Consider the following 24,225-nt stretch of genomic DNA (forward strand, 5'->3'; position numbering starts at 1 on the left):
ACGGTTCCATCCAACTTCACAGGAGTGCACTTGTTTATGTTTTTAATTATTAGAAACGGTAGAATTTCGTAGGTCAACCCTACCTGCTCGCAGCAACCGCAGGCTTTCTGTAAGGGTCTAGCTAGTACTTATCCGTCTGTTATATTATACAAAAATTATGATTTTTTGGCAAATAAACCTTTGAGTCGAGCCCCAATAGTTTGAATGAGAGTTGGTAGCTTGACGACTTTTTCATTGCCAAGGTGTTCCCTAGCAATTTTTAGAATCTTCCCAGAATCTTTAGAAGCAAAGAGGAATTTGCTCTTGTCTGTCAACACTTCAAAGTGGCGGCTAATTCTCTTTCCTGATACATTTGCACCGATTTGAGTGATGCTAGTCCATGGAATTTGAATGTATTGCTCGACATTGACATCTGGGTAGAATTCAAGAGCCACATCTCCGATTAGAAATTTACCGACTTTCCCCCCGATAGCCATGTAGGAAACGCCTGTTGTATGTAGTTCAACTGTTTTGTTTAGTGATTGTGCCATATCTATCTCGCTTTTTGATTGTAGTACCTTTATTATAGCATAAGAAAAGAGTTCAGCTTTGCTAAACTCTTACTCTTTTTACATGATTCCGAAGAAGCTTGCAACAATACCAACTACAAAGAGTCCGATGATGATTGTGATTGGTGAAACTTTCTTCTTAAGCAACCACATACATGCAAAAGTAAGGAGAAGTCCCATCAAACCTGGAATCAATGAATCCAATTGTTTTTGGAGGGTATCCACTTGAATCTTATCGAAGCTAAGTTTGTCATTAACTTGGCCGAGGATAGTCTTAAGTTGGTCACCGCTAACATTGCCTTTAGGCCATTCGATATAGGCACCTTTAGACAAAACTTTACCTGGAAGGTTTACAGTGAAGACGATAGAAACCCAACGTTCAACAAGGACAGCCAAGATGAACATACCAAGGATTGATGCCCCTTTAGTAATATCTTTCAAGATACCACCAGACATGTCTTTAGTGATTTCTGAACCTGCTTTGTAACCAAGTTCTTGAGTGTACCACAAGAAGGCCATACGGATAAGGTTCCAACCGATGAAGAAGATAAGTGGACCAGCGATGTTACCAGCTTGTGCCAATGATGCACCGAGGGCACCAAGGATAGGACGAACTGTGAACCAGAAAACAGGGTCACCGATACCGGCAAGAGGTCCCATCATACCGATTTTAACCCCTTGGATAGCAGCATCTTCGATGTCAGTACCGTTAGCTTTTTCTTCTTCAAGAGCCAAGGTAACACCCATGATAGGAGCAGCTACGTAAGGGTGGGTATTGAAGAATTCCAAGTGACGTTTAAGAGCTGCGGCTTGGTCTTCTTTGTTAGTATAGAGTTTTTTAATAGCAGGAATGAGTGAGTAAGCCCAACCCAAGTTTTGCATACGTTCATAGTTCCATGAACCTTGCAAGAATTGTGAGCGCCACCAAACCTTTTTACGATCCGCTTGAGATAATTGAATTTTTTCAGCCATGAGAGCACCCCTTCCTAGTAGTCTTCCAAGATATCGCCGATTGGGTCGCCTGAACCAGTTGAAGTTCCGCCACCATTTCCGCCACCTTGTTTAGAAAGGTTGAGGTAGATGAAGGCAATAGCGACACCGATAGCACCAAGAGCGATAAGTGTCAATTGGCTAATAGCAGCAAAAGCAAAACCGATGGCGAAGAATGGCCAAACTTCACGAGTTGCCATCATGTTGATAACCATGGCGTAACCAACGGCTACGACCATACCACCACCGACAACCATACCGTGGTTGAGCCAGTCAGGCATCAATCCAAGGGCATGTTGAACAGATTCTGCTGGGATAGCAAGAAGAAGGGCAGCTGGCACAGCGATACGCAAACCTTGAAGAAGGAGGGCGAGGTAGTGTGCACGTTCAACACCAGCGATGTTTCCGCTTTCTGCTGCTTTATCTGCAGCGTGAACAAGGGCAACAGATGCTGTACGAACAAGCATAGTTAGGAAGAGACCGGCAACCGCAAGTGGGATAGCTGTTGCAGTCGCAACACCGATACCTTCAGTTGTGAAGTTACCACCTTTAACCAAAATAATGGCAGCAGCAACAGAGGCAAGGGCAGCGTCAGGAGCGACAGCGGCACCGATATTAGCCCAAGCAAGGGCAATCATTTGAAGAGAACCACCAAGCATGATACCTGCAGTGAGGTTACCTGTAGCAGCACCGATGAGGGTACATGCAACAAGTGGTTGGTGGAATTGGAATTGGTCAAGGATACCTTCAAGACCAGCAAGGAAGGCAACAACTACGACCAAAATTGCAGAAATAATTGACATATCTGACATGGTAATAATTCCTTTTCTATTGAGTTGTGATTAGCTGAGATTATCAACTAATTTATCCGAATGAAGGTTATTGAACGTTAGCTTTTTTGATAAGGTCGAACAAATCTTTCTTAGAATCATTTGGTACCTTACGGACGTCGAATTCAACGCCAAGGTCACGCAATTTTTCGAAGCAAGCAACATCGTCTTTGTCCATAGACAAAACGTTGTTAACCATTGTTTTACCAGTTGAGTGAGCCATAGAACCAACGTTAAGTTCTTTGATTGGCACGCCACCTTCGATAGCACGAAGTGCGTCTTGAACAGTTTCGAACAAGATAAGCGCGTGTGTGTTACCAAAGCGAGGGTCCTTAGAAGCATCAATCAATTTTTGAATTGGAACAACGTTTGCTTTAACCCCATTTGGTGCTGCTTGTTTGATCAATTCTTTACGAAGCTCATCTTTAGCAACGTCATCTGAAGCAACAATGATACGGTCTGCTTTAGAAGCAGGTGTCCAGTTAGTTGCTACCTGACCATGCAAGAGACGTGTGTCCAAACGTGCCAAGTTAATCTTGAGTTTACCATCTCCGATAACTGTCCCTTCTGGGATAGCTCCTTGAGGTGCAGCAGCTTCTACAGGAGCTGCTGTTGTTTCCTCAGCTGGATTAAGCTCCTCTGGAAGTGCCTTGATACCACCCTTAGCTTCCTTGATGATATTAGCAGCAACTTGCTCTGCAGTAGCGTTAGCATCCATCATACGTTCAGTGTATGCTTGGATTAGCATTGGCAAGTTAAGTCCTGTGATGATAGCAATCTTGCGATCTGGATTTTCTCCAGCAATTCGGCTAGCTTGGTTAAATGGTGAACCAGACCAAAGGTCAGCCAAAACAAGAATTTCATCATCAGCATCGAATTGTGCAATGGCGTCGTTGAAGTGAGCGTACAAATCATCAGGACCTTCACTTGGCATGAAAGTTACGACTTGAACTTTCTCTTGGTCTCCAAAAATCATAGAGCCTGATTGGTGGATCCCTTCAGCGAACTTACCATGGCTGGCAATAATAATACCGATACCCATTCGTGTTCTCCTCCTTATAAATTATTATTTCCTAGGCTTAAAAAGACTATCTCCGATTTTTTTCAAGACGCTAAAAAAAGCGTCTCTCAATCTTTTTAAACATAAGAAATCAAGAACAATTATATTGTAAAACGCTTTCACGTAAATGTCAATAGCTAGTGAGATAAAATTTCAAAAGAAGTCAATTTCTTTCAAAAATGAGCAAAATATTATAAAAAGATTGCCCAACTATTAGATTGGACAATCTTTTTATAATATTCGGAGATTATTTCTTCTTGACAATGAGTCGGAAAAGATTCTTAAAGCCTTGTTTGAGAACAACGATGAAGCTAGGTGCTTTTCTTAAACTTTCTCGAGGAATTCTTTTTTGAATTTCTTTCAAAGTTATTCGGCTTTTTCGACTGGCAAAACGGAAACGTCCATTTTGCTTAGTACGGATTTCAAAGCGTGGGATGAATTTACCACCGAAGTAGACATCGGCAATCACATAAGTGATTTCATCCCAAGGAATTTGAACGTAGTCTTGTAACTTCGTATCATTGTAAAATTCGAAAGCCTTATCTCCGACCATGATATTTCCGTAAATAGGCCCTTCACGAAACCAAGTTCCCTTAGTTGTGTGAGCCATTTCGGTATTGAGCGATTTAACCATACCTTGCTCCGATTAGAGTACACCAATAATGTGGAGCACAATAGCTAGAACAAAGATACCCAAAATGATAACGATTGGAGAAACTTTTCTCTTAAGAAGGTACATACAGAGGAAAGTCAAACCAAGGGCAGCAAGACCAGGAATCAATTGGTTCAAGTTATCTTGCAATGTTGTTACCTTGTTGGCTTCGAGTGATTTACCAGCAGCTTGTTCTAGGAAGGCTGCTTTAACACCGGCAATACCTTTTGGAAGTTTATCCCAATCGATATAAGCACCTTCTTGTTGTTTAACAACAGAGACAACTGGTGTGAAGGTAATGCTTACCCAACGTTGGATAAGAGAACCGATAACGAACATCCCCATCATTGATGCGCCACGAGTTACTTGTTGGAGAAGGTTACCTGACAAGTCGTCTGTAATCGCAGTACCAGCACGGTAACCAAATTCTTGAGTATACCATTTAACAGCGGCAACCATAACGTTCCAGAGAACGAAGAAGACGATTGGGCCTAGGACGTTACCTGAAACAGCCAAACCTGCTCCTAGTGAAAGGAAGATTGGACGAAGGGTAAACCAGAAGAGAGGGTCACCGGCACCTGCAAGAGGTCCCATCATACCGACCTTAACCCCTGAGATAGCCGCATCATCGATCTCAGCACCGTTGGCACGTTCTTCTTCCAAGGCAAGCGTAACCCCAAAGATTGGGTTGGCCATGAAAGGTTGTGTATTGAAGAATTCCAAGTGACGCTTAAGCGCAGCAGCACGGTCTTCTTTAGTTTGATAAAGTTTTTTGATTGCAGGAATAAGGGTGTAAGCCACACCACCATTTTGCATACGTTCATAGTTGAATGAAGCTAAAAGGAAGTATGAGCGCAAGAAAGCTTTGAAACGATCTGCTTTTGTTAATTTAATTTTTGAATCAGCCATTTTCTTTCCTCCTAATTAAAAGTCTTCCAGAATTTCACCGAGGGGATCACCTGATCCTCCATCATTTGAAGAACCATTTGAACCACTAGCTTCAAGCGCAAGGTACATAACGGCAAGACAGAGGCCGATGATACCCAAGCTAATCAAGGTCAACTCTTTGAGGGCAGCCAAAGCAAAACCAAGGAAGAAGAATGGCCAAACTTCACGACTAGACATCATGTTGATAACCATGGCATAACCAACGGCTACAACCATACCACCACCGATTGTCATACCTGATTTTAACCATTCAGGCATAGCTTCAAGACCAGATTGTACGAGGTGAGCAGGAATCAAGAGCAAGAGGAGGGCAGGGATAGCAACACGGAGACCTTGGAGGGCCATACCGATAAAGTGCCATCTTTCAACACCAGCGATATCAGCAGCTTCTGCACGGCTATCCATAATATGAGCGATGAAGACAGTTGCTGTACGGACAACCATTGTCAAGGCAAGACCGGCAACAGCCAAAGGCACCGCAAGGGCGATGGCAGGACCAATCCCTTTAGTTCCTTGACCACCCAAGATAAGGATGATTGTAGAAGCTACAGCGGCAAGTGAGGCATCTGGTGCCATGGCAGCACCAACGTTAGCCCATCCCATAGTGATCAACTGTAAGCTACCACCCAACATTACGCCGAGTTCGAGATGACCAGTAACAAGACCGATAAGGGAACAAGCCACAACTGGTTGGTATGTTTCGATTTGGTCGTTAACTGAGCTACAACCGATGATGAAAGCAACAATTACGACTAAAATAATTTGTACTAAACTCATTTATGCATCCTCCAAAATTATTTCTTCTCTGCTAATTTAGTTTCAGCTGACTTAATCAAGGCATCAACGTTTGCTGGGCTATCACTTGGTACCCCACGAACGTCAAATTTGACACCCAATGATTGCAACTCTTTGATAGCATCCACATCTGTTTGGTCAAATGAAAGAGCTTTAGTAACATTGACTTTTCCTTCTTTATAAGCTGAAGAACCAAGGTTGATTTCTTTAACATCAACACCTGCTTTAACAGCAGCAAGAGCATCTTCAACAGATTCAAAGAGAAGCATAGCACGTGTATCACCAAAACGTGGGTCATTGTTTGCTTTAACCATGTTTTTAATTGGGATAACGTGAACTTGAACACCAGATGGAGCGGCTTGTTTAATCATGTTTGTACGAAGTTTATCATGACAAACAGTGTCTGAAACAACGATGATACGGTCTGGGTGAGTTGAGTGAGTCCAACCAGTCGCAACCTGACCGTGGAGGAGACGTGTGTCAACACGAGCCAAAACGTATTTGATTTTTCCATCACCAAGTACTGTTCCTTCAGGAATGGTACCCTTAGGAATAGAAGGTTTAGCGTCTGCTGGTTTAGTGTCTTCTTCAGGAATAAGGCCTTCTGGAAGGACTTTAACGCCTTCTTTTGTTTCCTTATAAATGTTAGCGACAATCTCTTCAACCCCAGCATCAGGAGCTACCATACGTTCCGTATATGCTTGGATAAGCATTGGTAAGTTGAGTCCTGTCACGATAACCATCTTGCGATCAGGATTTTCTTCCTTAATTCGGCTTGCCTGGTTAAATGGTGATCCAGACCAAAGGTCTGCAAGGACTAGAATTTCGTCGTCAGCGTCAAATTGAGCAATGGCATCTTTGAAGTGAGCGTACAAGTCGTCAGGACCTTCATTTGGCATGAAAGTAACCACTTGAACTTTCTCTTGTTCACCAAAAATCATAGAACCTGATTGGTGAATACCTTCAGCGAATTTACCATGGCTAGCAATAATAATACCGATACCCATTAGTGTTCTTCCTCCTTTTATATATTGTTTCTTAGGAATAGAAAAATGATTATTGGTATTAGCATTCATGACATGAAAATGACAACAATATTTTTTTAGTCCCTCGAAAATTAGAACACTCTAATTATAGAACGTTACCATGAATTTGTCAATGGTTTTCGTAACAAAAGTGTCATATAATTGAAAAAAACATCAAATTATTGCAAATATACTTTTTTTTCAGACAATAAGTGTTAAGTATAGTTTTAAGCTATATCTAACTAGGGGGAATAGGATTAAGAAAAAATGAGATAAAAGCTTGTAATAGCTGGTGTTGGCTGCTATAATTTCTTCAATTAACTATTTAAGGTTAAATCTATAAGAAAAGAGGGCCTCCTTATGTCAGATTTACTAAGTATTTATAATGAATTGCAATCTAAGAAATGGGTTGACTTGACCCACAAAATTAATGCGGAAAGTCCACATTTCCCAGCCCTTCCTGCTTTGAAACAAGAAGACCTTTTCACATTAAAAGATGGTTTCCATGTTCAAAAATTTACAGTAGTTGGTCAATACGGAACGCATATTGATGCACCGATTCGCTTTGTAGAAGGTGGTCGTTGGTTGGATGAGATTGCTCTCAAAGATCTTCTTTTACCACTCTATGTTATCGACAAGTCTAAAGAAGTTGCTGCCAATCCAAACTTTATTTTGAGCAAACAAGATATCTTAGACTTTGAAGCAGAATATGGACAAATTACTGAAGGGGCCTTTGTCGCTTTTCGTAGTGATTGGTCGAAGCTTTGGCCAGATCAAGATGCTATGCGCAACCTTGATGAAAATGGGGTTCAACAGAGTCCAGGGTGGAGCCGTGAAGCTCTAGAATTCTTGATTTATGAACGTAAGGTTAAGGCTGTCGGTCACGAGACTTTTGATACAGATGCTGGCATTCCAGCAGCAGAACATGGCTTGGTAAACGAATACTACCTCTTGGAACAAAACATTTATCAGGTAGAAGTTTTGAATCAATTGGATCAAGTTCCAGCCGTTGGTGCTTTGATTTCGATTGCATTTCCTCACTGGGACAAGGCGACAGGCTCCCCAGTGCGTGCAGTGGCTATTTTACCTTAATCATAAGAAAAAACACCGAAGAAATTTTCGGTGTCTTTTGTTATTTATAAGAAGAGTTCCTGGAGTTTGCGAGCAACGCCATCCTCTTCATTAGTCCACTCAATTTGTTCGTTAGCGTGGGGGAGAAGAACAGAGCTAGCATTCTTCATGGCATAACCAGTTTTAGCAAGTTCCAACATCTCTGTGTCGTTGTGTTCGTCTCCAAAAGCAATCAGATCATCCGTTGATTTGCGCATGGCCTTAAGTAAGTAGTTTAGGGCGTAGGCCTTGTTTATGCCTTTAGGCGAAAATTCCAAGATATTAAGCGGGCCACCCCAAGAATCAACTTCAATTTCTTCCTTGAAGTCCTTCTTGATGTCATCGGCAAGTTGGTACTTATCCTCATGACGAGTTTGCATAAGGAGAGCGTTAGGGTTGCGCGTGATTTTAGTTGGTTCTAAACGCATAGCCTCAATAATTTTATCAACACCAAAGAGTTGTGGTTGAATACGCTCTGGGTGATTCATAGTGATATAGAAGTGTTTTCGATATTCACTAGCCAGAAAATCCATCTCTAACTCATCATGACGTTGTAAGAGGCTAATCAGATATTTCTTATCTAATTTAACCGAATGCTCATAAGCCCAGTCTTGGTCTGGAAGATTGGTCAAGGAGCCGTTAAAAGTGATGAGTGGTGTTTCTAACCCTAGCGTTTTGTAATGGTCAATAGCCATACGATAAGGACGACCTGTAGCAATAACGACTTGGTGTCCTTTGTTTTGTACGTCTTTAATCGTTTTTTGTGTAAATTCTGAAATAGTTCCATCTGGGCGCAAGAGCGTTCCATCAAGATCTAGTGCAATCAATTTTTTTGTCATGTTCCTATTATAGCAAAAATCTGTCCTTTGTTGGTGATTAAGAAAGAGCTTTCTAAGAACGTTCGGTTTTTCATAAGAAAAGTCTCAGGAAATAAACCTTGCACCGTCAAATAATTTCAGGTAGAATAGTAATGTTGCATTCTACGTGAGAATGTTCCGAAATTATTCGGATTTTGACAATATTTTTTATTAAGGAGTCTAAACTTTCATGGAAAAGTTTTTCAAATTGAAAGAACATGGTACTGACGTCCGTACAGAAGTGACTGCCGGATTGACAACTTTCTTTGCCATGTCTTACATCCTCTTTGTTAACCCAGCGATGTTGGCTCAGACAGGAATGCCTGCACAAGGTGTTTTCTTAGCAACAATTATTGGTGCGGTTGCAGGGACGTTGATGATGGCATTTTATGCTAACCTACCATACGCCCAAGCGCCTGGTATGGGGCTTAATGCCTTCTTCACCTACACAGTGGTTTTTTCTTTGGGTTACACTTGGCAAGAGGCCTTAGCAATGGTCTTTCTATGTGGTGTTATTTCATTGATCATCACAGTAACTAAAGTACGTAAGATGATTATTGAGTCTATTCCAACAGCCCTCAAATCTGCGATTTCAGCAGGTATCGGTGTTTTCCTTGCATATGTGGGAATTAAAAATGCTGGTTTCTTGAAATTCTCAATTAATCCTCATACCTACACTGTAGCAGGTAAAGGTGCTGACATGGCCAAGGCGTCAATTACAGCTTCATCGTCAGCTACACCAGGTTTGGTTGCTTTCAATAATCCAACTGTAATTGTAGGTTTGATTGGTCTTGCGATTGCGATTTTCTTTATTGTTAAAGGTATTCGTGGTGGTGTTCTTCTTTCAATCCTCGTAACGACTATCATTGCTATTTTTGCTGGTGTCGTTGATCTTGGAAGCATTGACTGGCACGCAGCTAGCTTGACATCATCTATTAAAGATCTTGGTCAGGTCTTTGGTGCAGCGCTTGGATCTAAGGGATTGGGATCACTCTTTGCAGACGTTTCTCGTTTGCCTGGTGTCTTTATGGCTATTCTTGCCTTTTCATTGACTGATATCTTCGATACTATCGGTACCTTGATTGGTACTGGTGAGAAGGTTGGTATCATTGCTTCAACAGGTGATAACAACGAATCAAAAGCTCTTGACCGTGCTCTTTACTCTGACCTTGTTGGTACAAGTATTGGTGCCATTGCAGGGACTTCAAATGTTACAACTTACGTTGAATCTGCAGCAGGTATTGGTGCTGGTGGACGTACTGGTTTGACAGCTCTTGTGGTTGCTGTACTCTTTGCCATCTCTAGTTTCTTTAGTCCAGTGGTATCAATCGTTCCTAATGCTGCCACAGCGCCTATCCTTATTATTGTAGGTGTTATGATGCTCTCTAACCTTAAGAGTGTCGATTGGGAAGATTTGTCTGAAGCTATTCCTGCCTTCTTCACTTCTATTTTCATGGGATTCTCATATAGTATTACCTATGGTATCGCAGCTGGTTTCCTTACTTATACTTTGGTCAAAATCGTCAAAGGTCAAGCTAAGGATGTCCACTTTATTATGTGGATTTTGGATATCTTGTTTATCCTTAACTTCATCAGTATGGCTGTGTTCTAAAGCTTGAAAGTTAAAAGTCTGTATATTTGTCAGGCTTTTTCTTTTGCGATTTTATCTGGGGAATGTGAGAGAGTTTTTTTGATTAACTTTCAAATCTATAGTAAGTTTTACAAAACGATTTCTAATCTATGAGTGATTGATGTGGTTAAAATAAATTGAAGATTAAAATACATATCTTAACTTCTTACTTAAATGATTCAATATTTATAAGTTTCTACTGTATTTTTACAGTGGATTCTAGTCCATATTTTTATTTTTTGATATAATGAAAACATGATTTACAGTCAAAATGAAGAAGAATTGATTAGTATCGGCCAAAAGCTAGGTCGACTGCTCGATTCTGGAGATATAATTGTTCTCTCAGGGGATCTGGGAGCTGGCAAAACGACCTTGACTAAGGGAATTGCCAAAGGTTTGGATATTTCACAGATGATAAAGAGTCCAACGTATACTATTGTAAGGGAGTATGAGGGGCGACTGCCACTCTATCATTTAGATGTCTACCGCATTGGTGATGATCCAGATTCTATTGATTTAGATGATTTTCTGTATGGTGAAGGTGTGACAATCATCGAGTGGGGTGAGCTCCTAGATGAGAGTCTGTTAGGGGATTATCTCCTAATTTCGATATCTCATCATGGAGATGGACGTCAGTTGCTTTTTGAATCTTTCGGACCTAGAAGTAAGGAGATTCAGGAGGAAATGATAAATGGCTGAGCAAGAATTAGTCATTGAGGAAGCTCAAAGAGAGGATGCTGCCTCTCTAGCTCGTTTACTAGAGACTGTAGCCTTGGAATCGGATTTTCTAGCACAAGATGATAGAAGTTCTATACTGAGTGCTGAACAGTTAGCCACTTATATTGAAAGTCATCAGCATAGGCTTAATGAGATTTGTTTGGTGGCGAAATTGGGTCATGAGGTCATTGGTGTTTGTAATGTTACCTCTGATCAAGATACTAAGACCAGTCATATTGGCGACGTATTTATTGCGGTTTCTAAACCCTACTGGGGGAATGGTGTTGGCCAGTTTCTTATGGAAACAATGATTGACTGGGCAGATCATACACCGATTATCCGCCGCTTAGAGTTGACGGTTCAAGCACGTAATAAACGGGCGGTTCACCTCTATCAAAAATTTGGATTTGACATTGAAGGCACTAAGAAACGTGGTGCAAGAACTAAAAATGGAGAATTTCTAGATGTTTACCTTATGGCTAAACTCATAGATTAGGAAAAAACATGAAACTTGGACGAAAAATTTTATTGATGTTGTTGGCGATTTTTGCAACGACAGTAGTAGCTGCTGGTATTTACCTAACGACAACTTATAATTACGCCACAGGCGAATTGTCAAAAACGTTTAGGGCTTCTAAAGCAACTTCTGGAAATAGTAAGGCCATTCAACAGACTAAGCCTATAACTATTCTGTTGATGGGGGTAGATACAGGATCCAAAGAACGTAAGGATACCTGGGAAGGGAACTCTGATACTATGATCTTGGTAACAGTGAACCCTAAGACTAAGAAAACAACCATGACCAGTTTGGAACGTGACCTTTTGACAGATATTGAGGGGTCGGGGGAAGCAAAACTAAATTCAGCCTATGCTGAGGGTGGTGCTGACTTGGCTATTTCAACTATTCAAAAGGTTTTAGATATTGATATTGACTATTATGCACTGATTAATATGCAGGGTATGATTGATTTGGTAGATGCCGTTGGTGGAATTGAGGTAACGAATCATTTTGATTTCCCTATTTCAATTGCAGAAAATGAACCAGAATTTCAGGCAAAAGTTGAGCCTGGAACCCATAAAATCAACGGTGAGCAAGCCTTGGTGTATTCACGTATGCGTTACGATGACCCTGATGGTGACTATGGTCGTCAAAAACGTCAACGTGAGGTTATTCAAAAAGTTGTAGCTAAGCTCTTGAAGATGGACTCGATTGGTTCTTACAAGAAAATCTTGTCAGCTGTAAGTTCAAATGTTCAAACTAGCATTGATCTTGGTGATACCAATACTCTGCGTAGCTTGATGGGCTACAGTGATGCACTTAAAAATATTAAGTCATACCAATTGGCTGGTTCGGATGCCATGATCAACGGAGGAAGCTATCAAGTGGCCTCTACTGAGGATATTCTTAAGGTGCAAAACCGTATTAAGAAGGAAGTTGGTAAGAAAAAGGTCTCTGAATCCAATCTTAAGACTAGTTTGGTTCTCTATGGATCTGGTAGCTCTAACTATGGTTCAGATGATTTCGTTAATTCTAAAGGAAGTGCGGCTTCAAGTGAAGCATCTTCAAATTATGAGGCTGGGCCATCTGAGGCAGCAGGTGGTGGATCGGTAAGTACCTATAATGGAGGTTCTAACTATAGTAATAATTATAGTGAAAACACAGGTAATTATGTTCAGGAACAAGGTACGACAACCCCTACATACAATAATAATGGATCGGGTGTGACTACCTATAGCACTGTTCCAGCGGCACAATAAATGAGGTTGGGTGATTCCCAACCTTTTTGCTTTGAAATGACAGAGATATGGTTATTCCTTGCAATGGCTTTTGAGCTATGCTATAATATAGGAAAATAACGAAAGAGAGGCGGAGTAGAAACTTCGTCTCTTGTGTGTGTAAGGAGGTCATAATGTCGCAAAAAATTATTGATCTCGTGACGGCAGTCGTAGCTCCAGCTATTCCTGAGCCATACGAACTGGTCGATATCGAGTACGAAAAGCTTGGCGGTGACTATGTCTTGTCAGTTTTGATTGATAAGCCAGGTGGTATTACTGTAGAAGATACTGCAGACTTGACTGAAATTATCAGTCCCCTCTTGGATACTATTCAGCCTGATCCTTTCCCGGATCAATACATGCTGGAAGTTTCTAGTCCAGGGTTAGAGCGTCCCTTAAAAACCAAAGAAGCTTTGACAAATGCTGTTGGTCAGTATATCAATGTTAGTCTTTACAAGGCTATTGATAAGATCAAGATTTTCCAAGGTGACTTGGTGGCCTTTGATGGGGAAACCCTAACAATCGATTACCTTGATAAGACTCGCCATAAAACTGTTGAGATTCCCTATCAAACAGTTGCTAAAGCTCGTTTGGCAGTCAAACTCTAAAACTCTTAGTGTAAATAAAGAAAGGATGCCAGTTTTGGCCAATAGAGGCTAAAACAACAAAGAATATGAGCAAAGAAATGCTAGAAGCCTTCCGTGTCTTGGAAGAAGAAAAACACATTAACAAGGAAGACATCATCGAAGCTGTGGTTGAATCACTTAAGTCAGCCTACAAGCGTCGTTATGGTCAGTCAGAATCAGCTGTAGTTGAATTCAATGAAAAAACAGGTGATTTTCAAGTTTATACCGTTCGTGAAGTTGTAGATGAAGTCTTTGATAGTCGTTTGGAAATTAGCTTGAAAGATGCACTTGCTATCAGCTCTGCTTACGAGCTTGGTGACAAGATTCGTTTTGAAGAGTCAGTCGATGAATTTGGTCGTGTTGCAGCGCAATCTGCCAAACAAACCATTATGGAAAAAATGCGCAAGCAGATGCGTGAAATCACTTATAATGACTATAAGCAACATGAAGGTGAAATCATGCAAGGAACAGTTGAACGCTTCGACCAACGTTTCATTTATGTCAATCTTGGAACGCTCGAAGCTCAATTGTCACGCCAAGATCAAATTCCTGGTGAAAGCTTTAAGTCACATGATGTCATTGATGTTTATGTTTATAAAGTTGAAAACAACCCTAAAGGTGTTAACGTCTTTGTCAGCCGTAGCCATCCAGAATTCATCAAACGTATCATGGAACAAGAAATTCCAGAAGTATTTGATGGAACTGTAGAAATCATGAGCGTGTCTCGTGAAGCAGGTGATCGTACTAAGGTTGCTGTTCGCAGTCATAATCCTAACGTTGATGCTATTGGTACTATCGTTGGTCGTGGTGGAAGCAATATTAAGAAAGTTGTCAGCCGTTTCCACCCAACACGTTTGGATGCTAAGACAGGAATTGAAGTTCCTGTTGAGGAAAATATTGATGTTATTCAATGGGTTGAAGATCCAGCTGAATTCATCTACAATGCTATTGCACCGGCTGAAGTGGACTATGTTCTCTTCGACGAAGATGATAGCAAACGTGCAACAGTAGTTGTGCCAGATAACAAATTATCTCTTGCAATTGGTCGTCGTGGGCAAAACGTTCGTTTGGCAGCTCATTTGACTGGTTACCGTATTGACATCAAGTCAGCTTCTGAATACGAAGCACTCGAAGCTGAAAAAGCTGAGGCTGCTACTGAGGAAGTTGTAGATGAGATTGTTGCAGAAGAAGCTACACCTGTTGAAGTCACAACAGAAGAAGTAACTGAAACAACAGAAGCAGAATAAGAAGAACATAGAGGTGTTTGATGGCTAAAACACGAAAAATACCTTTACGCAAATCAGTTGTCTCAGGAGAAATCATTGATAAACGTGATTTGCTCCGCATTGTAAAAACTAAAGATGGTGAGATTTTCATTGATCCAACAGGAAAGAAAAATGGCCGAGGTGCTTACATTAAATTAGATAATGAAGAAGCTCTCCAAGCCAAAAAGAAACGTGCTTTTAACCATAGTTTCTCCATGGATGTTCCTGAAAGTTTTTATGATGAACTCGTTGCTTATGTGGATCACAAGGTCAAAAGAAGAGAGTTAGGTCTTGAATAACACAGAAAAATTGTCAAATATGTTGGGACTAGCACAAAGAGCTGGAAAGCTTATTTCTGGCGAGGAACTTGTCATTAAGGCAGTTCAATCAGGGCAGGCGAGACTAGTTTTTCTTGCCAATGATGCTGGTAGTAACGTGACTAAAAAGACGACTGATAAATGTAACTACTATAATATAGAAGTCTCCACAGTGTTTAACGCACTGGAATTAAGCATGGCTATTGGTAAACCAAGAAAAACAGTTGCTGTAGTTGATGCTGGATTTTCAAAGAAAATGAGGACTCTTATGGACTAAAGAATAGGAGGACATCACGTGTCAAAGAAACGATTATATGAAATCGCAAAAGAGGTTGGTGTAGAGAGCAAAGTTGTTGTTGCAAAAGCTCAAGAACTTGGTCTTTCTGTGAAGAGCCACTCCTCATCAGTTGAAGAAGCTGATGCTAATCGTATCACTTCAAGTTTAAAAGGGGGAGCTGTTAAGGCTGAAAGTAAGCCAGCTTCCAAAGTGGCACCTGCTCCTAAAGAGGAAAAGGTAGCGCCTAAGGTTGTTGAGGCTCCTGCTTCGAAACCAACTCCTGCTAAGGAGTCTCCAAAGGCTGAGGCAAAGGAAACACCTGCGACTCCAAAGAAACCACAAAGCCGTAACTTTAAGGCAGAACGTGAAGCGCGTGCCAAGGCAGAAGCAGAACGTCGTCAAAATGGCGGAGGCCGTGACAACCGTAATCGTAACCGAAAACAACAAGGAAACGATCAAGGTAAACGTCAGAATAATGATCGTCGCAACCAAAATGGAAATGGTCAAGGAAACCGTAACAATGGAAACCGCGATAACAATAGTAATCGTGATCGTAATTTCCAAGGTAAACAGCGCAATGATCAAGGTCGCAATAAACGTAACGATGCTGCCCGTAACAATCAGGCAGGACCACGTATTGACTTTAAAGCGCGTGCAGCAGCCTTGAAAGCAGAGCAAAATGCAGAGTATTCACGTCAAAGTGAAACACGCTTCCGTGAAGAAAAAGCTGCAGAGCAACGCCGAGCGAAAGAGCAGGAAAAGGCAAGAAAAGAAAAACAACAGGCTGAAGTCGCTGCTCAAAAAGCAGTTGCTGAAGCTAAGCCAGCTCCCAAGCCAGCACCGGCTGCTCAACCAGCTCTAGCTGCGCAAACACAAGATACACGTCGTAAAAAGGCACGTCCAGATAAATCACGTGATAATCGTCGCGAGAATGAAGATGGACCTAAGCAAACAAGAAATAATAAGTGGAATAATCAAAACCAAGTGAGAAATCAACGAAATAGTAACTGGAACAAAAACAAAAATAAAAAAGGTAAAAATAACCGTGGTAATTCAGCTCCAAAACCAGTAACAGAGCGTAAATTCCATGAATTACCAAAAGAATTTGAATACACTGAAGGCATGACGGTTGCAGAAATCGCAAAACGTATTAAACGCGAACCAGCTGAAATCGTTAAGAAACTCTTCATGATGGGTGTTATGGCAACTCAAAACCAATCTCTTGACGGGGATACCATTGAGTTGTTGCTGGTTGACTATGGTATTGAGGCAACCAAGAAAGAAGAAGTCGATAATGCTGATATCGAACGTTTCTTTGTTGACGAAGACTACCTCAATAAAGATGCTATGGTAGAACGTGCACCAGTTGTTACTATTATGGGACACGTTGACCATGGTAAAACAACCCTTCTTGATACCCTTCGTAACTCACGTGTTGCGACTGGAGAAGCTGGTGGTATCACACAGCATATTGGTGCCTACCAAATTGAAGAGGGTGGTAAGAAAATCACCTTCCTTGATACTCCAGGACACGCGGCCTTTACATCTATGCGTGCCCGTGGTGCTTCTGTTACAGATATTACTATCTTGATTGTAGCTGCGGATGACGGTGTTATGCCACAAACTATTGAAGCCATCAACCACTCTAAGGCTGCTGGTGTTCCAATCATTGTTGCGATTAACAAGATTGATAAACCAGGTGCTAACCCAGAGCGTGTAATCGGTGAATTGGCAGAGCATGGCGTTATCTCAACAGCATGGGGTGGCGATAGCGAATTCGTTGAAATTTCAGCGAAGTTTGGTCAAAATATTGAAGAATTGCTTGAAACAGTTCTTCTTGTGGCTGAAGTGGAAGAACTTAAAGCTGACCCAACAGTTCGTGCCATCGGTACCGTTATTGAAGCGCGTTTGGATAAAGGTAAAGGTGCGGTTGCAACCCTCCTTGTTCAACAAGGTACTTTGCATGTTCAAGACCCAATCGTTGTTGGTAATACCTTCGGACGTGTCCGTGCTATGACCAATGACCTTGGTCGTCGTATTAAGACTGCAGCACCATCAACACCAGTTTCAATTACTGGTTTGAACGAAGCGCCTATGGCGGGTGACCATTTTGCCGTTTATGAAGATGAAAAAGCAGCTCGTGCAGCCGGTGAAGAACGTGCCAAACGTGCCCTTATGAAACAACGTCAACAAACACATCGTGTTAGTCTTGATAACCTCTTTGATACCCTTAAAGCTGGTGAATTGAAGACTGTTAATGTTATCATCAAGGCCGACGTACAAGGTTCTGTTGAAGCCTTGGCAGCATCACTTCTTAAGATTGATGTTGAGGGTGTTCGTGTTAATGTTGTTCACTCAGCAGTAGGTGCTATCAACGAATCTGATATTACTCTTGCGGAAGCTTCAGATGCTGTTGTTATCGGATTTAACGTTCGTCCTACACCACAAGCACGTCAACAAGCGGAAACTGATGAAGTTGAAATTCGTCTTCACAGCATCATCTACAAGGTTATCGAAGAAATCGAAGATGCCATGAAAGGGATGCTTGATCCTGAATTTGAAGAAAAAGTCATTGGTGAAGCTATTATCCGTGAAACCTTCAAAGTTTCTAAAGTCGGAACAATCGGTGGGTTCATGGTTACTAGTGGTAAAATTACTCGTGATTCAAGTGCCCGTGTGATTCGTGATGGTGTCGTTATTTTTGATGGTAAATTGGCAAGCTTGAAACACTTTAAAGATGACGTTAAAGAAGTCGGAAACGCTCAAGAGGGTGGTTTGATGATTGAAAACTATAACGATATTAAAGTTGATGACGTTATCGAAGCTTACATTATGGAAGAAATTAAACGTTAATTTTGTTAGCTTTTAAGAAAGCTTACTTAGGAGACAAAGCTAGGTCATCTGGCCTGGCTTTTGTTCCATCATAATAAGAGAGAAAGGATAAGACTATGGGAAATTCATTTCGTGTAGACCGTGTTGGTATGGAAATCAAACGTGAGGTCAATGAAATTCTTCAAAAGAAAGTTCGTGATCCACGCGTGCAAGATGTCACTATCACAGATGTACAGATGCTTGGTGATTTGTCAGCTGCTAAGATTTTTTACACCATTCATTCAACCTTGGCCTCAGATAACCAAAAAGCACAAACTGGTCTTGAAAAGGCTACTGGGACAATCAAGCGTGAACTTGGTAAAAAATTGACTATGTATAAGATTCCGGATTTGACCTTTATTAAAGATGAGTCTATCGAATACGGTAATAAAATTGATGAAATGCTTCGTAATTTGGAGCGTAAAGACTAAGAAAAAATTCCTGTCAGTTATGGCAGGAATTTTGCGTTATAATAGAATAAAAAGGAGGACTTCAATGAAAGTAACGGTCTATTTGGGTGCTAATATGGGTGATAATCCTAGCTTTAAGAAAGCAACAATTGCCTTGGGTCAGTGGATTGCTAAAAATGGGCATACCCTAGTCTATGGTGGCAGTAGGATGGGACTTATGGGAGTTCTTGGTGATACGGTTTTGGAAAATGGTGGACAGGCTCATGGCATTATGCCACAATTCCTCAAAGATAGGGAGATAGCTTATGAGGGGTTAACCTCAATGACCATAGTAGAAACTATGGCAGAACGAAAGACTGCCATGCTAGAGCAAGGAGATCTCTTTATCGCCCTTCCAGGAGGTTTAGGGACACTGGAAGAAATCTCTGAAGCTATTGCAGCTGCTCGAGTCGGTAAGTTGGACAAACCCTGTGTTTTCTTCAATCTCAATGGCTATTATGATGCTATGAAAACGATGTTAGATACCATGGTTGCTCATGATTTTTTGGAGGCTGAAACAGCAGCAAAATTCCTCTTTACAGATGATTTTTCAGAAATTGCAGCTTTTGTCCAGTCTTATGAACCACCTCAATTGAGACGTTATCGGTAACTTTATATGATAGGTTAGCTCTCTAAGTTTAAAAGGAGAGCTTTTTTGATGGAGAGACGTTAGTAATTATTTTTTTCTTTTAAATTTCAGAAAATTAACTAAAAAAACCTTAACAAAAATGGTGGATTTGTATATAATAGTGTTTGTAAATTTAATCATTTAACAAATTTTCCTCATCATCTGTGAGTAATATCCATGAATACTTAGTACCCCACTTGGTTAGGAAAACTTTGCCAATCATTTATTTTTATGGGGAATGTGGGATATAGGATGAAATGGAAGGAATGATAAGTATGTCTATTATGGTTAAACATGTGAGTTTTGATGACTATCAAAAAACACAGACAAACTATAAAGATGCCAACTTTTTACAGTCAGCTGAGATGGCTAAGCTTCAGCTAAGCCGTAATCATATCGGAGAAGTAGAGGCTCTGGTTTTTGAAAGGGATGGCCTGCGGATAGGTCAAGCCATCGTTGTCTATAGAAGAAGCTTTCGTATCTTTAGAAAAGCTCTCTTGTTTCATGGACCCTTGCTAGATTACAATTCTATAGCTGATTTGACAGACCTTCTAGAGGCCTTGATACTCTACTTAAAAAAGAAAAATATTGCATCACTTTCTATCCATCCCTATCTTACCGATTTTATTAGGAATGAAGAACTTGAAATCATTGAAGAAGAAAAGGCTGATGAGGTCTCCAAGGTATTTGAAAAATTAGGTTTTGAGCAGTATTTAGATCCAGAACAGGCTCTAGTTGTTAATCAGATGTTTGTAAAACCAATTGATACCTTTACGACTTCTGATGAGATGCTCGCAGCTTTTTCACCATCTTTGAAGCGAGATTTAAAAAAATTCACTGCTTTGCATGTCAAAGTTGAAGAACTACGTGAGGACAATCTCAATCAGTTTTATGACATCCTAGTTCGGACAGCAGAGAGAAAAGGATTTTCAGTTCATCCATTGACCTATTTCCAAGATTTGAAGAGGAACTTTGGAGAATCTGCAAAGTTTATGTTGGCTTATTTGGATTGTCCAGCTTATTTGGCTTATCTTGATGAGAATATTAAATCTTTTGAAGCTAAGATTCAGGCTTTAAAAGATGGCCCACAGAAAAAACGAACCAAGGGTCAGATTGCGGATGCCGAAGATCAGCTTAGAAGTTACTATAAACGTTTAGAGCAATTTAAGACCTACCAAGTCACTGGTGACAAATTACCTCTTTCGGCCTATCTTTTTATGGATTATGGTTCAGAAATTGTCAGCTTTTACGGTGGGAATGATGAAGCCTACCTTAATTTTGGTGGAGCAGTCCTTCTTCATTGGGAAATGCTACAATATGCTAAGTGTGAGGGAAAAGAGCGGTTTAATTTTTATGGGACAATCGAAACTGAAGCGGCAAGTGCTGGAAAAGGGAATTTTAACTTCAAGCGTCAGTTTGGTGGGCAATTAGAGACTCTTGTTGGCTCTTTTGATAAAACCCTAAATCCTTTCTATGATATTTTTAAGAAAACACTAGGTAAAGACTAGTTCCTTGTATAGAAAAAAGTCAATTGAGGTTAAATTCATTACCTCAATTGACTTTTTTTAGTTTACAAATATTTTTTAGCGACTTCAATATCGCCAGCATAGTTATCGCGTTTACCATTTACGATCTGGAAGGCATCGGCACCTTTACCGGCAATAACCACAGCGTCTTTAGAGTCTGTAGTCTCAGACATTGCTGTTTTGATTGCTTCCTCTCGATCGACAATGATACGAACCTCGCGACTGATGTGACTAGCAATTTCCTGACAGATAGCAAGAGGATCCTCCTTGTTAGGATCATCGGCTGTTAGGATGACATCAACATCAGGGTAGGTATTGAGGACATGTCCAAAGTCTTTACGACGGCTTTCACCCTTATTTCCTGGAGCCCCTAGAATTAGACTAATACGACCATCTTGATGGCTGGTTACGACTTGTAAGAGCTTATCTAGGCTATCTCCATTGTGAGCATAGTCAACAAATGTCTTAGCCCCATTAGTTTGGGTTAGAACCTCCATACGCCCTGGAACAGAGGTTTGAGCGATTCCTTCCTTGATGTCTTGAAGGCTAGCTCCGAGACGTAGGCAGGCCAGACCAGCAGCCATAGCATTGTCCTGGTTAAAGTCACCGATAAGTTGGATATCATAGTCACCGGCTAATTTCCCACTTGCCTTAAAGCTAAAACCAGAGCCATGTTTAACAGCGTTGTCGGAGTTTTTACCATAGAAGTCATGCTCTTTATCCACAACTTCCTCAGCGATAAAATCAAAGTGATCCATACCGCTATTAACAATAACAACTCGACTGTTTTCCAAGAGAAGACGCTTATGGTAGAAGTAGTCTTCAAAGGTTGGGTGTTCAATAGGCCCAATATGGTCTGGGCTGATGTTAAGAAAGACACCTACATCAAAAGTCAGTCCATAGACACGCTTAGTCAGATAGGCTTGACTTGAGACTTCCATAATCAGATGGGTCATGCCATTAGCAACAGCTTCAGCCATCATACGGAAAAGGTCCAAACTCTCAGGTGTTGTTAAGGTAGACTTGAAGAAGTTTTTTCCGTCTAGTGTCGTGTTCATGGTTGAAAGCATAGCAGGTTTATGACTTTGCTTGAGAATATTGAAGGCAAAGTAGGCTGCTGTTGTTTTCCCTTTTGTCCCAGTGAAAGCCAGCAATTTAAGCTTGTCTTGAGGGTATTGGTAGAAGGCCTGAGCAACGAGGCTCATAGCCTGCTTAATATCTGATACGATAATGGCAGGTATTCCCACTTGATAATCTTTCTCAGCCACGTAGAAACTCAAGCCAGCTTTGACAGCATTCTCTAAAAATTCAGGCTTGAAAGCAGCTCCTTTGGCAAAGAAGAGGGACGATGGTGTGACATCACGACTATCATAAGAAAGATGATCAAAAGTCACCCCAGTCCATGAATAGTAGTAGTTGTCTTGGTCGATAATATCTCTAAAATTATGGTCCTTTTTAAGAACCTCTAGAACTTGTTCAATAGTAATCATAGTTCCTATTTTAGCCTTAATGTTCTTGTTTTACAAGTCACAGCCAAAAGTTTATAATAAACTAGATTATATTTTATTCTCTAGAAAGAAAGTTATGACTGAAACTAAAACTGATACACAGCAGCAGCAGATGCTAAGAGGGACGGCATGGATGACAGCATCCAATATTATCAGTCGTCTATTGGGGGCACTCTACATTATTCCTTGGTATGCTTGGATGGGTAAACAAGGTGACCAAGCCAATGCCCTTTTTGGTCAAGGGTATAATATTTATGCTCTTTTCCTCTTGATTTCAACAGCAGGTATTCCAGTCGCAATTGCCAAACAGGTGTCTAAATACAACACACTTGGAAAGATGGAGACGAGTTTCTTCTTACTCAAGCGTATCTTGTATTACATGATTGGTCTCGGACTTATCTTTGGCGTTTTCATGTACTTTGCTTCGCCGTGGATGTCTTACCTTTCTGGGGGAGACGAGGATCTGGTTCGCGTCATGCGTAGTCTTTCTTGGGCAGTTGTTATTTTCCCATCGATGTCTGTTTTACGAGGCTTTTTCCAAGGCTTTAACAACATGAAACCTTATGCCTTGAGTCAGATTGCGGAACAGATTATCCGTGTTATTTGGATGCTGTTGGCGACCTTCTTCATCATGAAAATTGGGACAGGCGATTATGTGACAGCAGTTGTCCAATCGACTTTTGCCGCTTTTATCGGTATGTTGGCTAGTTATGGGGTGCTTTTCTTCTACCTTTGGAAGGAGGGTAAACTCAAGAGTCTTTTTGGCAAGCAGGCTGTTCATCCGGATATCAATCCAACTGCAATTGTTATTGAAACCTTTAAGGAAGCCATTCCTTTCATTATTACTGGGTCAGCAGTTCAACTTTTCCAGTTGATTGACCAATGGACCTTTATCCGTACTATGGAGAAGTTTACAAGCTATAGCAACAGTCAGCTTCAGGTTCTCTATGCTTACTTGTCTTCAAACCCAAGTAAGATTACTATGATTTTGATTGCTGTAGCTATCTCCATTGCTGGGGTTGGGATTCCACTCTTGACTGAAAATATGGTTAAGAAGGATCTTAGGGGAGCAGCTAAACTGATTATTAATAACTTACAGTTGCTTTTGCTCTTTATTGTTCCTGCCATTGTAGGATCAGTGATTTTAGCTAAACCACTTTATACAGTCTTTTATGGTGCGCCAGATAGTCAGGCCCACTTGCTCTTTGTAGCCAGTCTGATTCAAGTTATTTTCTTGGCCTTGTATAGCGTTTTAGCACCAATGCTTCAGGCAATCTTTGAAACCCGCAAAGCTATCAACTATTTTGCGATTGGGGTTTTAGTTAAGGCTATTCTACAGCTGCCATTGATTATTTTCTTAGGAGCCCTTGGCCCGGTTATTTCAACAGCCATCGGTTTAGGTGTTCCAATTGCTCTCATGTATAATCACCTCCACACTGTTACGCACTTTAGTCGTAAGACAGTGTTTAGAAAAGCCTTGCTCATCTGTATCCTTACGGTACTCATGGCTATTCCAGTTGCGATCTTCTATTGGTTGTTCCAGTTTGTATTGTCACCAACAAGCCGTATGGGTAGTGTGATTTACTTGGTCATTGGAGGAGGCCTTGGAATCGGTGTCTACGGCGTTCTTGCTCTTGTAACTCGTATGGCTGACCAACTACTTGGTGCCCGAGCTGCTAGTCTGCGTGCTAAATTACATATTAAATAAAATCTAAACCAAGTCATGTGGCTTGGTTTTTTTCTTTTCAACCTTTTCTGAAAAAGGAGTATAATAGGGGTGAAAAAATGAAATCGTTTTAATGATTTAGAATCGAGGAAAG

At 40.9% G+C, this 24,225-nt stretch carries 24 protein-coding genes; 14 read left to right on the forward strand and 10 right to left on the reverse strand.

The features are described 5' to 3' along the window. Nucleotides 1-155: 155 nt before the first annotated feature. The 8 genes from NYE32_RS01465 to NYE32_RS01500 all read right to left on the reverse strand — a co-directional run bounded on the left by NYE32_RS01465 (nt 156) and on the right by NYE32_RS01500 (nt 6,830). A complete protein-coding gene (locus tag NYE32_RS01465; RefSeq protein ID WP_002883765.1) occupies nt 156-530 on the reverse strand; it encodes a DUF956 family protein in 375 nt (124 codons plus the stop codon). A gap of 78 nt (nt 531-608) precedes the next feature. Beyond that, on the reverse strand, nt 609-1,520 hold the full coding sequence (locus NYE32_RS01470) for a PTS system mannose/fructose/sorbose family transporter subunit IID (protein WP_002883717.1): 912 nt from the start codon (nt 1,518-1,520) through the stop codon (nt 609-611). Nucleotides 1,521-1,534: 14 nt separating this feature from the next. After that, nucleotides 1,535-2,350 carry a PTS mannose/fructose/sorbose transporter subunit IIC gene (locus NYE32_RS01475; protein ID WP_048790689.1) on the reverse strand — a complete coding sequence of 272 codons (816 nt, stop codon included), beginning with the start codon at nt 2,348-2,350 and terminating at the stop codon, nt 1,535-1,537. A 67-nt stretch (nt 2,351-2,417) separates the two neighbouring features. Beyond that, nucleotides 2,418-3,410 carry a PTS sugar transporter subunit IIB gene (locus NYE32_RS01480; protein ID WP_002883770.1) on the reverse strand — a complete coding sequence of 331 codons (993 nt, stop codon included), beginning with the start codon at nt 3,408-3,410 and terminating at the stop codon, nt 2,418-2,420. 265 nt (nt 3,411-3,675) lie between these two features. Then, complete coding sequence (locus NYE32_RS01485) at nt 3,676-4,062, reverse strand: DUF956 family protein (protein ID WP_014633902.1); 387 nt, start codon at nt 4,060-4,062, stop codon at nt 3,676-3,678. 12 nt (nt 4,063-4,074) lie between these two features. Continuing rightward, on the reverse strand, nt 4,075-4,989 hold the full coding sequence (locus NYE32_RS01490) for a PTS system mannose/fructose/sorbose family transporter subunit IID (RefSeq protein WP_014633903.1): 915 nt from the start codon (nt 4,987-4,989) through the stop codon (nt 4,075-4,077). A 15-nt stretch (nt 4,990-5,004) separates the two neighbouring features. Further along, on the reverse strand, nt 5,005-5,805 hold the full coding sequence (locus tag NYE32_RS01495; RefSeq protein ID WP_002886606.1) for a PTS mannose/fructose/sorbose transporter subunit IIC: 801 nt from the start codon (nt 5,803-5,805) through the stop codon (nt 5,005-5,007). A 17-nt stretch (nt 5,806-5,822) separates the two neighbouring features. After that, nucleotides 5,823-6,830 carry a PTS sugar transporter subunit IIB gene (locus NYE32_RS01500; RefSeq protein WP_002889985.1) on the reverse strand — a complete coding sequence of 336 codons (1,008 nt, stop codon included), beginning with the start codon at nt 6,828-6,830 and terminating at the stop codon, nt 5,823-5,825. 378 nt (nt 6,831-7,208) lie between these two features. Between NYE32_RS01500 and NYE32_RS01505 the strand changes: the two genes are divergently transcribed. Next, nucleotides 7,209-7,940 carry a cyclase family protein gene (locus NYE32_RS01505; protein ID WP_156685190.1) on the forward strand — a complete coding sequence of 244 codons (732 nt, stop codon included), beginning with the start codon at nt 7,209-7,211 and terminating at the stop codon, nt 7,938-7,940. A 44-nt stretch (nt 7,941-7,984) separates the two neighbouring features. Here NYE32_RS01505 and NYE32_RS01510 read toward each other — a convergent pair whose 3' ends face one another. After that, entirely contained in the window at nt 7,985-8,797 is an 813-nt protein-coding gene (locus NYE32_RS01510) for a Cof-type HAD-IIB family hydrolase (protein ID WP_014633589.1), read from the reverse strand. A gap of 208 nt (nt 8,798-9,005) precedes the next feature. Between NYE32_RS01510 and NYE32_RS01515 the strand changes: the two genes are divergently transcribed. The 12 genes from NYE32_RS01515 to NYE32_RS01570 all read left to right on the forward strand — a co-directional run bounded on the left by NYE32_RS01515 (nt 9,006) and on the right by NYE32_RS01570 (nt 20,879). Next, a complete protein-coding gene (locus NYE32_RS01515) occupies nt 9,006-10,427 on the forward strand; it encodes an NCS2 family permease (protein ID WP_002883789.1) in 1,422 nt (473 codons plus the stop codon). Nucleotides 10,428-10,700: 273 nt separating this feature from the next. Then, a complete protein-coding gene (tsaE, locus tag NYE32_RS01520; protein WP_002889989.1) occupies nt 10,701-11,144 on the forward strand; it encodes a tRNA (adenosine(37)-N6)-threonylcarbamoyltransferase complex ATPase subunit type 1 TsaE in 444 nt (147 codons plus the stop codon). Beyond that, complete coding sequence (locus tag NYE32_RS01525) at nt 11,137-11,658, forward strand: GNAT family N-acetyltransferase (protein ID WP_156685191.1); 522 nt, start codon at nt 11,137-11,139, stop codon at nt 11,656-11,658. The genes tsaE and NYE32_RS01525 overlap by 8 nt, the downstream gene beginning before the upstream one ends. An 8-nt stretch (nt 11,659-11,666) precedes the next feature. Next, nucleotides 11,667-12,920 carry an LCP family protein gene (locus NYE32_RS01530; RefSeq protein WP_073949278.1) on the forward strand — a complete coding sequence of 418 codons (1,254 nt, stop codon included), beginning with the start codon at nt 11,667-11,669 and terminating at the stop codon, nt 12,918-12,920. A 152-nt stretch (nt 12,921-13,072) separates the two neighbouring features. Next, entirely contained in the window at nt 13,073-13,546 is a 474-nt protein-coding gene (gene rimP / locus NYE32_RS01535; protein WP_002883745.1) for a ribosome maturation factor RimP, read from the forward strand. A gap of 65 nt (nt 13,547-13,611) precedes the next feature. Next, a complete protein-coding gene (gene nusA, locus NYE32_RS01540) occupies nt 13,612-14,811 on the forward strand; it encodes a transcription termination factor NusA (protein WP_073949276.1) in 1,200 nt (399 codons plus the stop codon). A 20-nt stretch (nt 14,812-14,831) separates the two neighbouring features. Further along, nucleotides 14,832-15,128 (forward strand): YlxR family protein, encoded by a 297-nt coding sequence (locus NYE32_RS01545; RefSeq protein ID WP_156685192.1) that lies wholly within the window; start codon nt 14,832-14,834, stop codon nt 15,126-15,128. Then, the gene (locus tag NYE32_RS01550; protein WP_002883776.1) at nt 15,121-15,423 is read left to right on the forward strand and encodes a YlxQ-related RNA-binding protein; all 303 of its coding nucleotides are present in this window, start codon (nt 15,121-15,123) and stop codon (nt 15,421-15,423) included. The genes NYE32_RS01545 and NYE32_RS01550 overlap by 8 nt, the downstream gene beginning before the upstream one ends. Nucleotides 15,424-15,441: 18 nt before the next feature. After that, the gene (infB, locus tag NYE32_RS01555; protein ID WP_156685193.1) at nt 15,442-18,276 is read left to right on the forward strand and encodes a translation initiation factor IF-2; all 2,835 of its coding nucleotides are present in this window, start codon (nt 15,442-15,444) and stop codon (nt 18,274-18,276) included. A gap of 95 nt (nt 18,277-18,371) precedes the next feature. Continuing rightward, nucleotides 18,372-18,725, forward strand: a complete 354-nt coding sequence (rbfA, locus tag NYE32_RS01560; protein ID WP_002883798.1) for a 30S ribosome-binding factor RbfA — start codon at nt 18,372-18,374, stop codon at nt 18,723-18,725. A gap of 64 nt (nt 18,726-18,789) precedes the next feature. Beyond that, nucleotides 18,790-19,353, forward strand: a complete 564-nt coding sequence (locus NYE32_RS01565; protein WP_014633913.1) for a TIGR00730 family Rossman fold protein — start codon at nt 18,790-18,792, stop codon at nt 19,351-19,353. 293 nt (nt 19,354-19,646) lie between these two features. Continuing rightward, complete coding sequence (locus NYE32_RS01570) at nt 19,647-20,879, forward strand: peptidoglycan bridge formation glycyltransferase FemA/FemB family protein (protein WP_037599039.1); 1,233 nt, start codon at nt 19,647-19,649, stop codon at nt 20,877-20,879. A 62-nt stretch (nt 20,880-20,941) separates the two neighbouring features. Here NYE32_RS01570 and NYE32_RS01575 read toward each other — a convergent pair whose 3' ends face one another. Next, nucleotides 20,942-22,387 carry a UDP-N-acetylmuramoyl-L-alanyl-D-glutamate--L-lysine ligase gene (locus NYE32_RS01575; RefSeq protein ID WP_021143575.1) on the reverse strand — a complete coding sequence of 482 codons (1,446 nt, stop codon included), beginning with the start codon at nt 22,385-22,387 and terminating at the stop codon, nt 20,942-20,944. 94 nt (nt 22,388-22,481) lie between these two features. Here NYE32_RS01575 and NYE32_RS01580 point away from each other — a divergent pair, with 94 nt between their 5' ends. Then, a complete protein-coding gene (locus tag NYE32_RS01580) occupies nt 22,482-24,113 on the forward strand; it encodes a polysaccharide biosynthesis protein (protein WP_014633916.1) in 1,632 nt (543 codons plus the stop codon). Nucleotides 24,114-24,225 lie beyond the last annotated feature (112 nt).

It is taken from the genome of Streptococcus sp. FSL R7-0248 (assembly GCF_037967965.1).
Taxonomy (GTDB): domain Bacteria; phylum Bacillota; class Bacilli; order Lactobacillales; family Streptococcaceae; genus Streptococcus.

Bases quoted from the DNA above. Each gene is read 5' to 3' on its own strand.
- NYE32_RS01465 (WP_002883765.1), bottom strand. From the start codon at position 530: ATGGCACAATCACTAAACAAAACAGTTGAACTACATACAACAGGCGTT.
- NYE32_RS01470 (WP_002883717.1), bottom strand. From the start codon at position 1,520: ATGGCTGAAAAAATTCAATTATCTCAAGCGGATCGTAAAAAGGTTTGG.
- NYE32_RS01475 (WP_048790689.1), bottom strand. From the start codon at position 2,350: ATGTCAGATATGTCAATTATTTCTGCAATTTTGGTCGTAGTTGTTGCC.
- NYE32_RS01480 (WP_002883770.1), bottom strand. From the start codon at position 3,410: ATGGGTATCGGTATTATTATTGCCAGCCATGGTAAGTTCGCTGAAGGG.
- NYE32_RS01485 (WP_014633902.1), bottom strand. From the start codon at position 4,062: ATGGTTAAATCGCTCAATACCGAAATGGCTCACACAACTAAGGGAACT.
- NYE32_RS01490 (WP_014633903.1), bottom strand. From the start codon at position 4,989: ATGGCTGATTCAAAAATTAAATTAACAAAAGCAGATCGTTTCAAAGCT.
- NYE32_RS01495 (WP_002886606.1), bottom strand. From the start codon at position 5,805: ATGAGTTTAGTACAAATTATTTTAGTCGTAATTGTTGCTTTCATCATC.
- NYE32_RS01500 (WP_002889985.1), bottom strand. From the start codon at position 6,830: ATGGGTATCGGTATTATTATTGCTAGCCATGGTAAATTCGCTGAAGGT.
- NYE32_RS01505 (WP_156685190.1), top strand. From the start codon at position 7,209: ATGTCAGATTTACTAAGTATTTATAATGAATTGCAATCTAAGAAATGG.
- NYE32_RS01510 (WP_014633589.1), bottom strand. From the start codon at position 8,797: ATGACAAAAAAATTGATTGCACTAGATCTTGATGGAACGCTCTTGCGC.
- NYE32_RS01515 (WP_002883789.1), top strand. From the start codon at position 9,006: ATGGAAAAGTTTTTCAAATTGAAAGAACATGGTACTGACGTCCGTACA.
- tsaE (WP_002889989.1), top strand. From the start codon at position 10,701: ATGATTTACAGTCAAAATGAAGAAGAATTGATTAGTATCGGCCAAAAG.
- NYE32_RS01525 (WP_156685191.1), top strand. From the start codon at position 11,137: ATGGCTGAGCAAGAATTAGTCATTGAGGAAGCTCAAAGAGAGGATGCT.
- NYE32_RS01530 (WP_073949278.1), top strand. From the start codon at position 11,667: ATGAAACTTGGACGAAAAATTTTATTGATGTTGTTGGCGATTTTTGCA.
- rimP (WP_002883745.1), top strand. From the start codon at position 13,073: ATGTCGCAAAAAATTATTGATCTCGTGACGGCAGTCGTAGCTCCAGCT.
- nusA (WP_073949276.1), top strand. From the start codon at position 13,612: ATGAGCAAAGAAATGCTAGAAGCCTTCCGTGTCTTGGAAGAAGAAAAA.
- NYE32_RS01545 (WP_156685192.1), top strand. From the start codon at position 14,832: ATGGCTAAAACACGAAAAATACCTTTACGCAAATCAGTTGTCTCAGGA.
- rbfA (WP_002883798.1), top strand. From the start codon at position 18,372: ATGGGAAATTCATTTCGTGTAGACCGTGTTGGTATGGAAATCAAACGT.
- NYE32_RS01565 (WP_014633913.1), top strand. From the start codon at position 18,790: ATGAAAGTAACGGTCTATTTGGGTGCTAATATGGGTGATAATCCTAGC.
- NYE32_RS01570 (WP_037599039.1), top strand. From the start codon at position 19,647: ATGTCTATTATGGTTAAACATGTGAGTTTTGATGACTATCAAAAAACA.
- NYE32_RS01575 (WP_021143575.1), bottom strand. From the start codon at position 22,387: ATGATTACTATTGAACAAGTTCTAGAGGTTCTTAAAAAGGACCATAAT.
- NYE32_RS01580 (WP_014633916.1), top strand. From the start codon at position 22,482: ATGACTGAAACTAAAACTGATACACAGCAGCAGCAGATGCTAAGAGGG.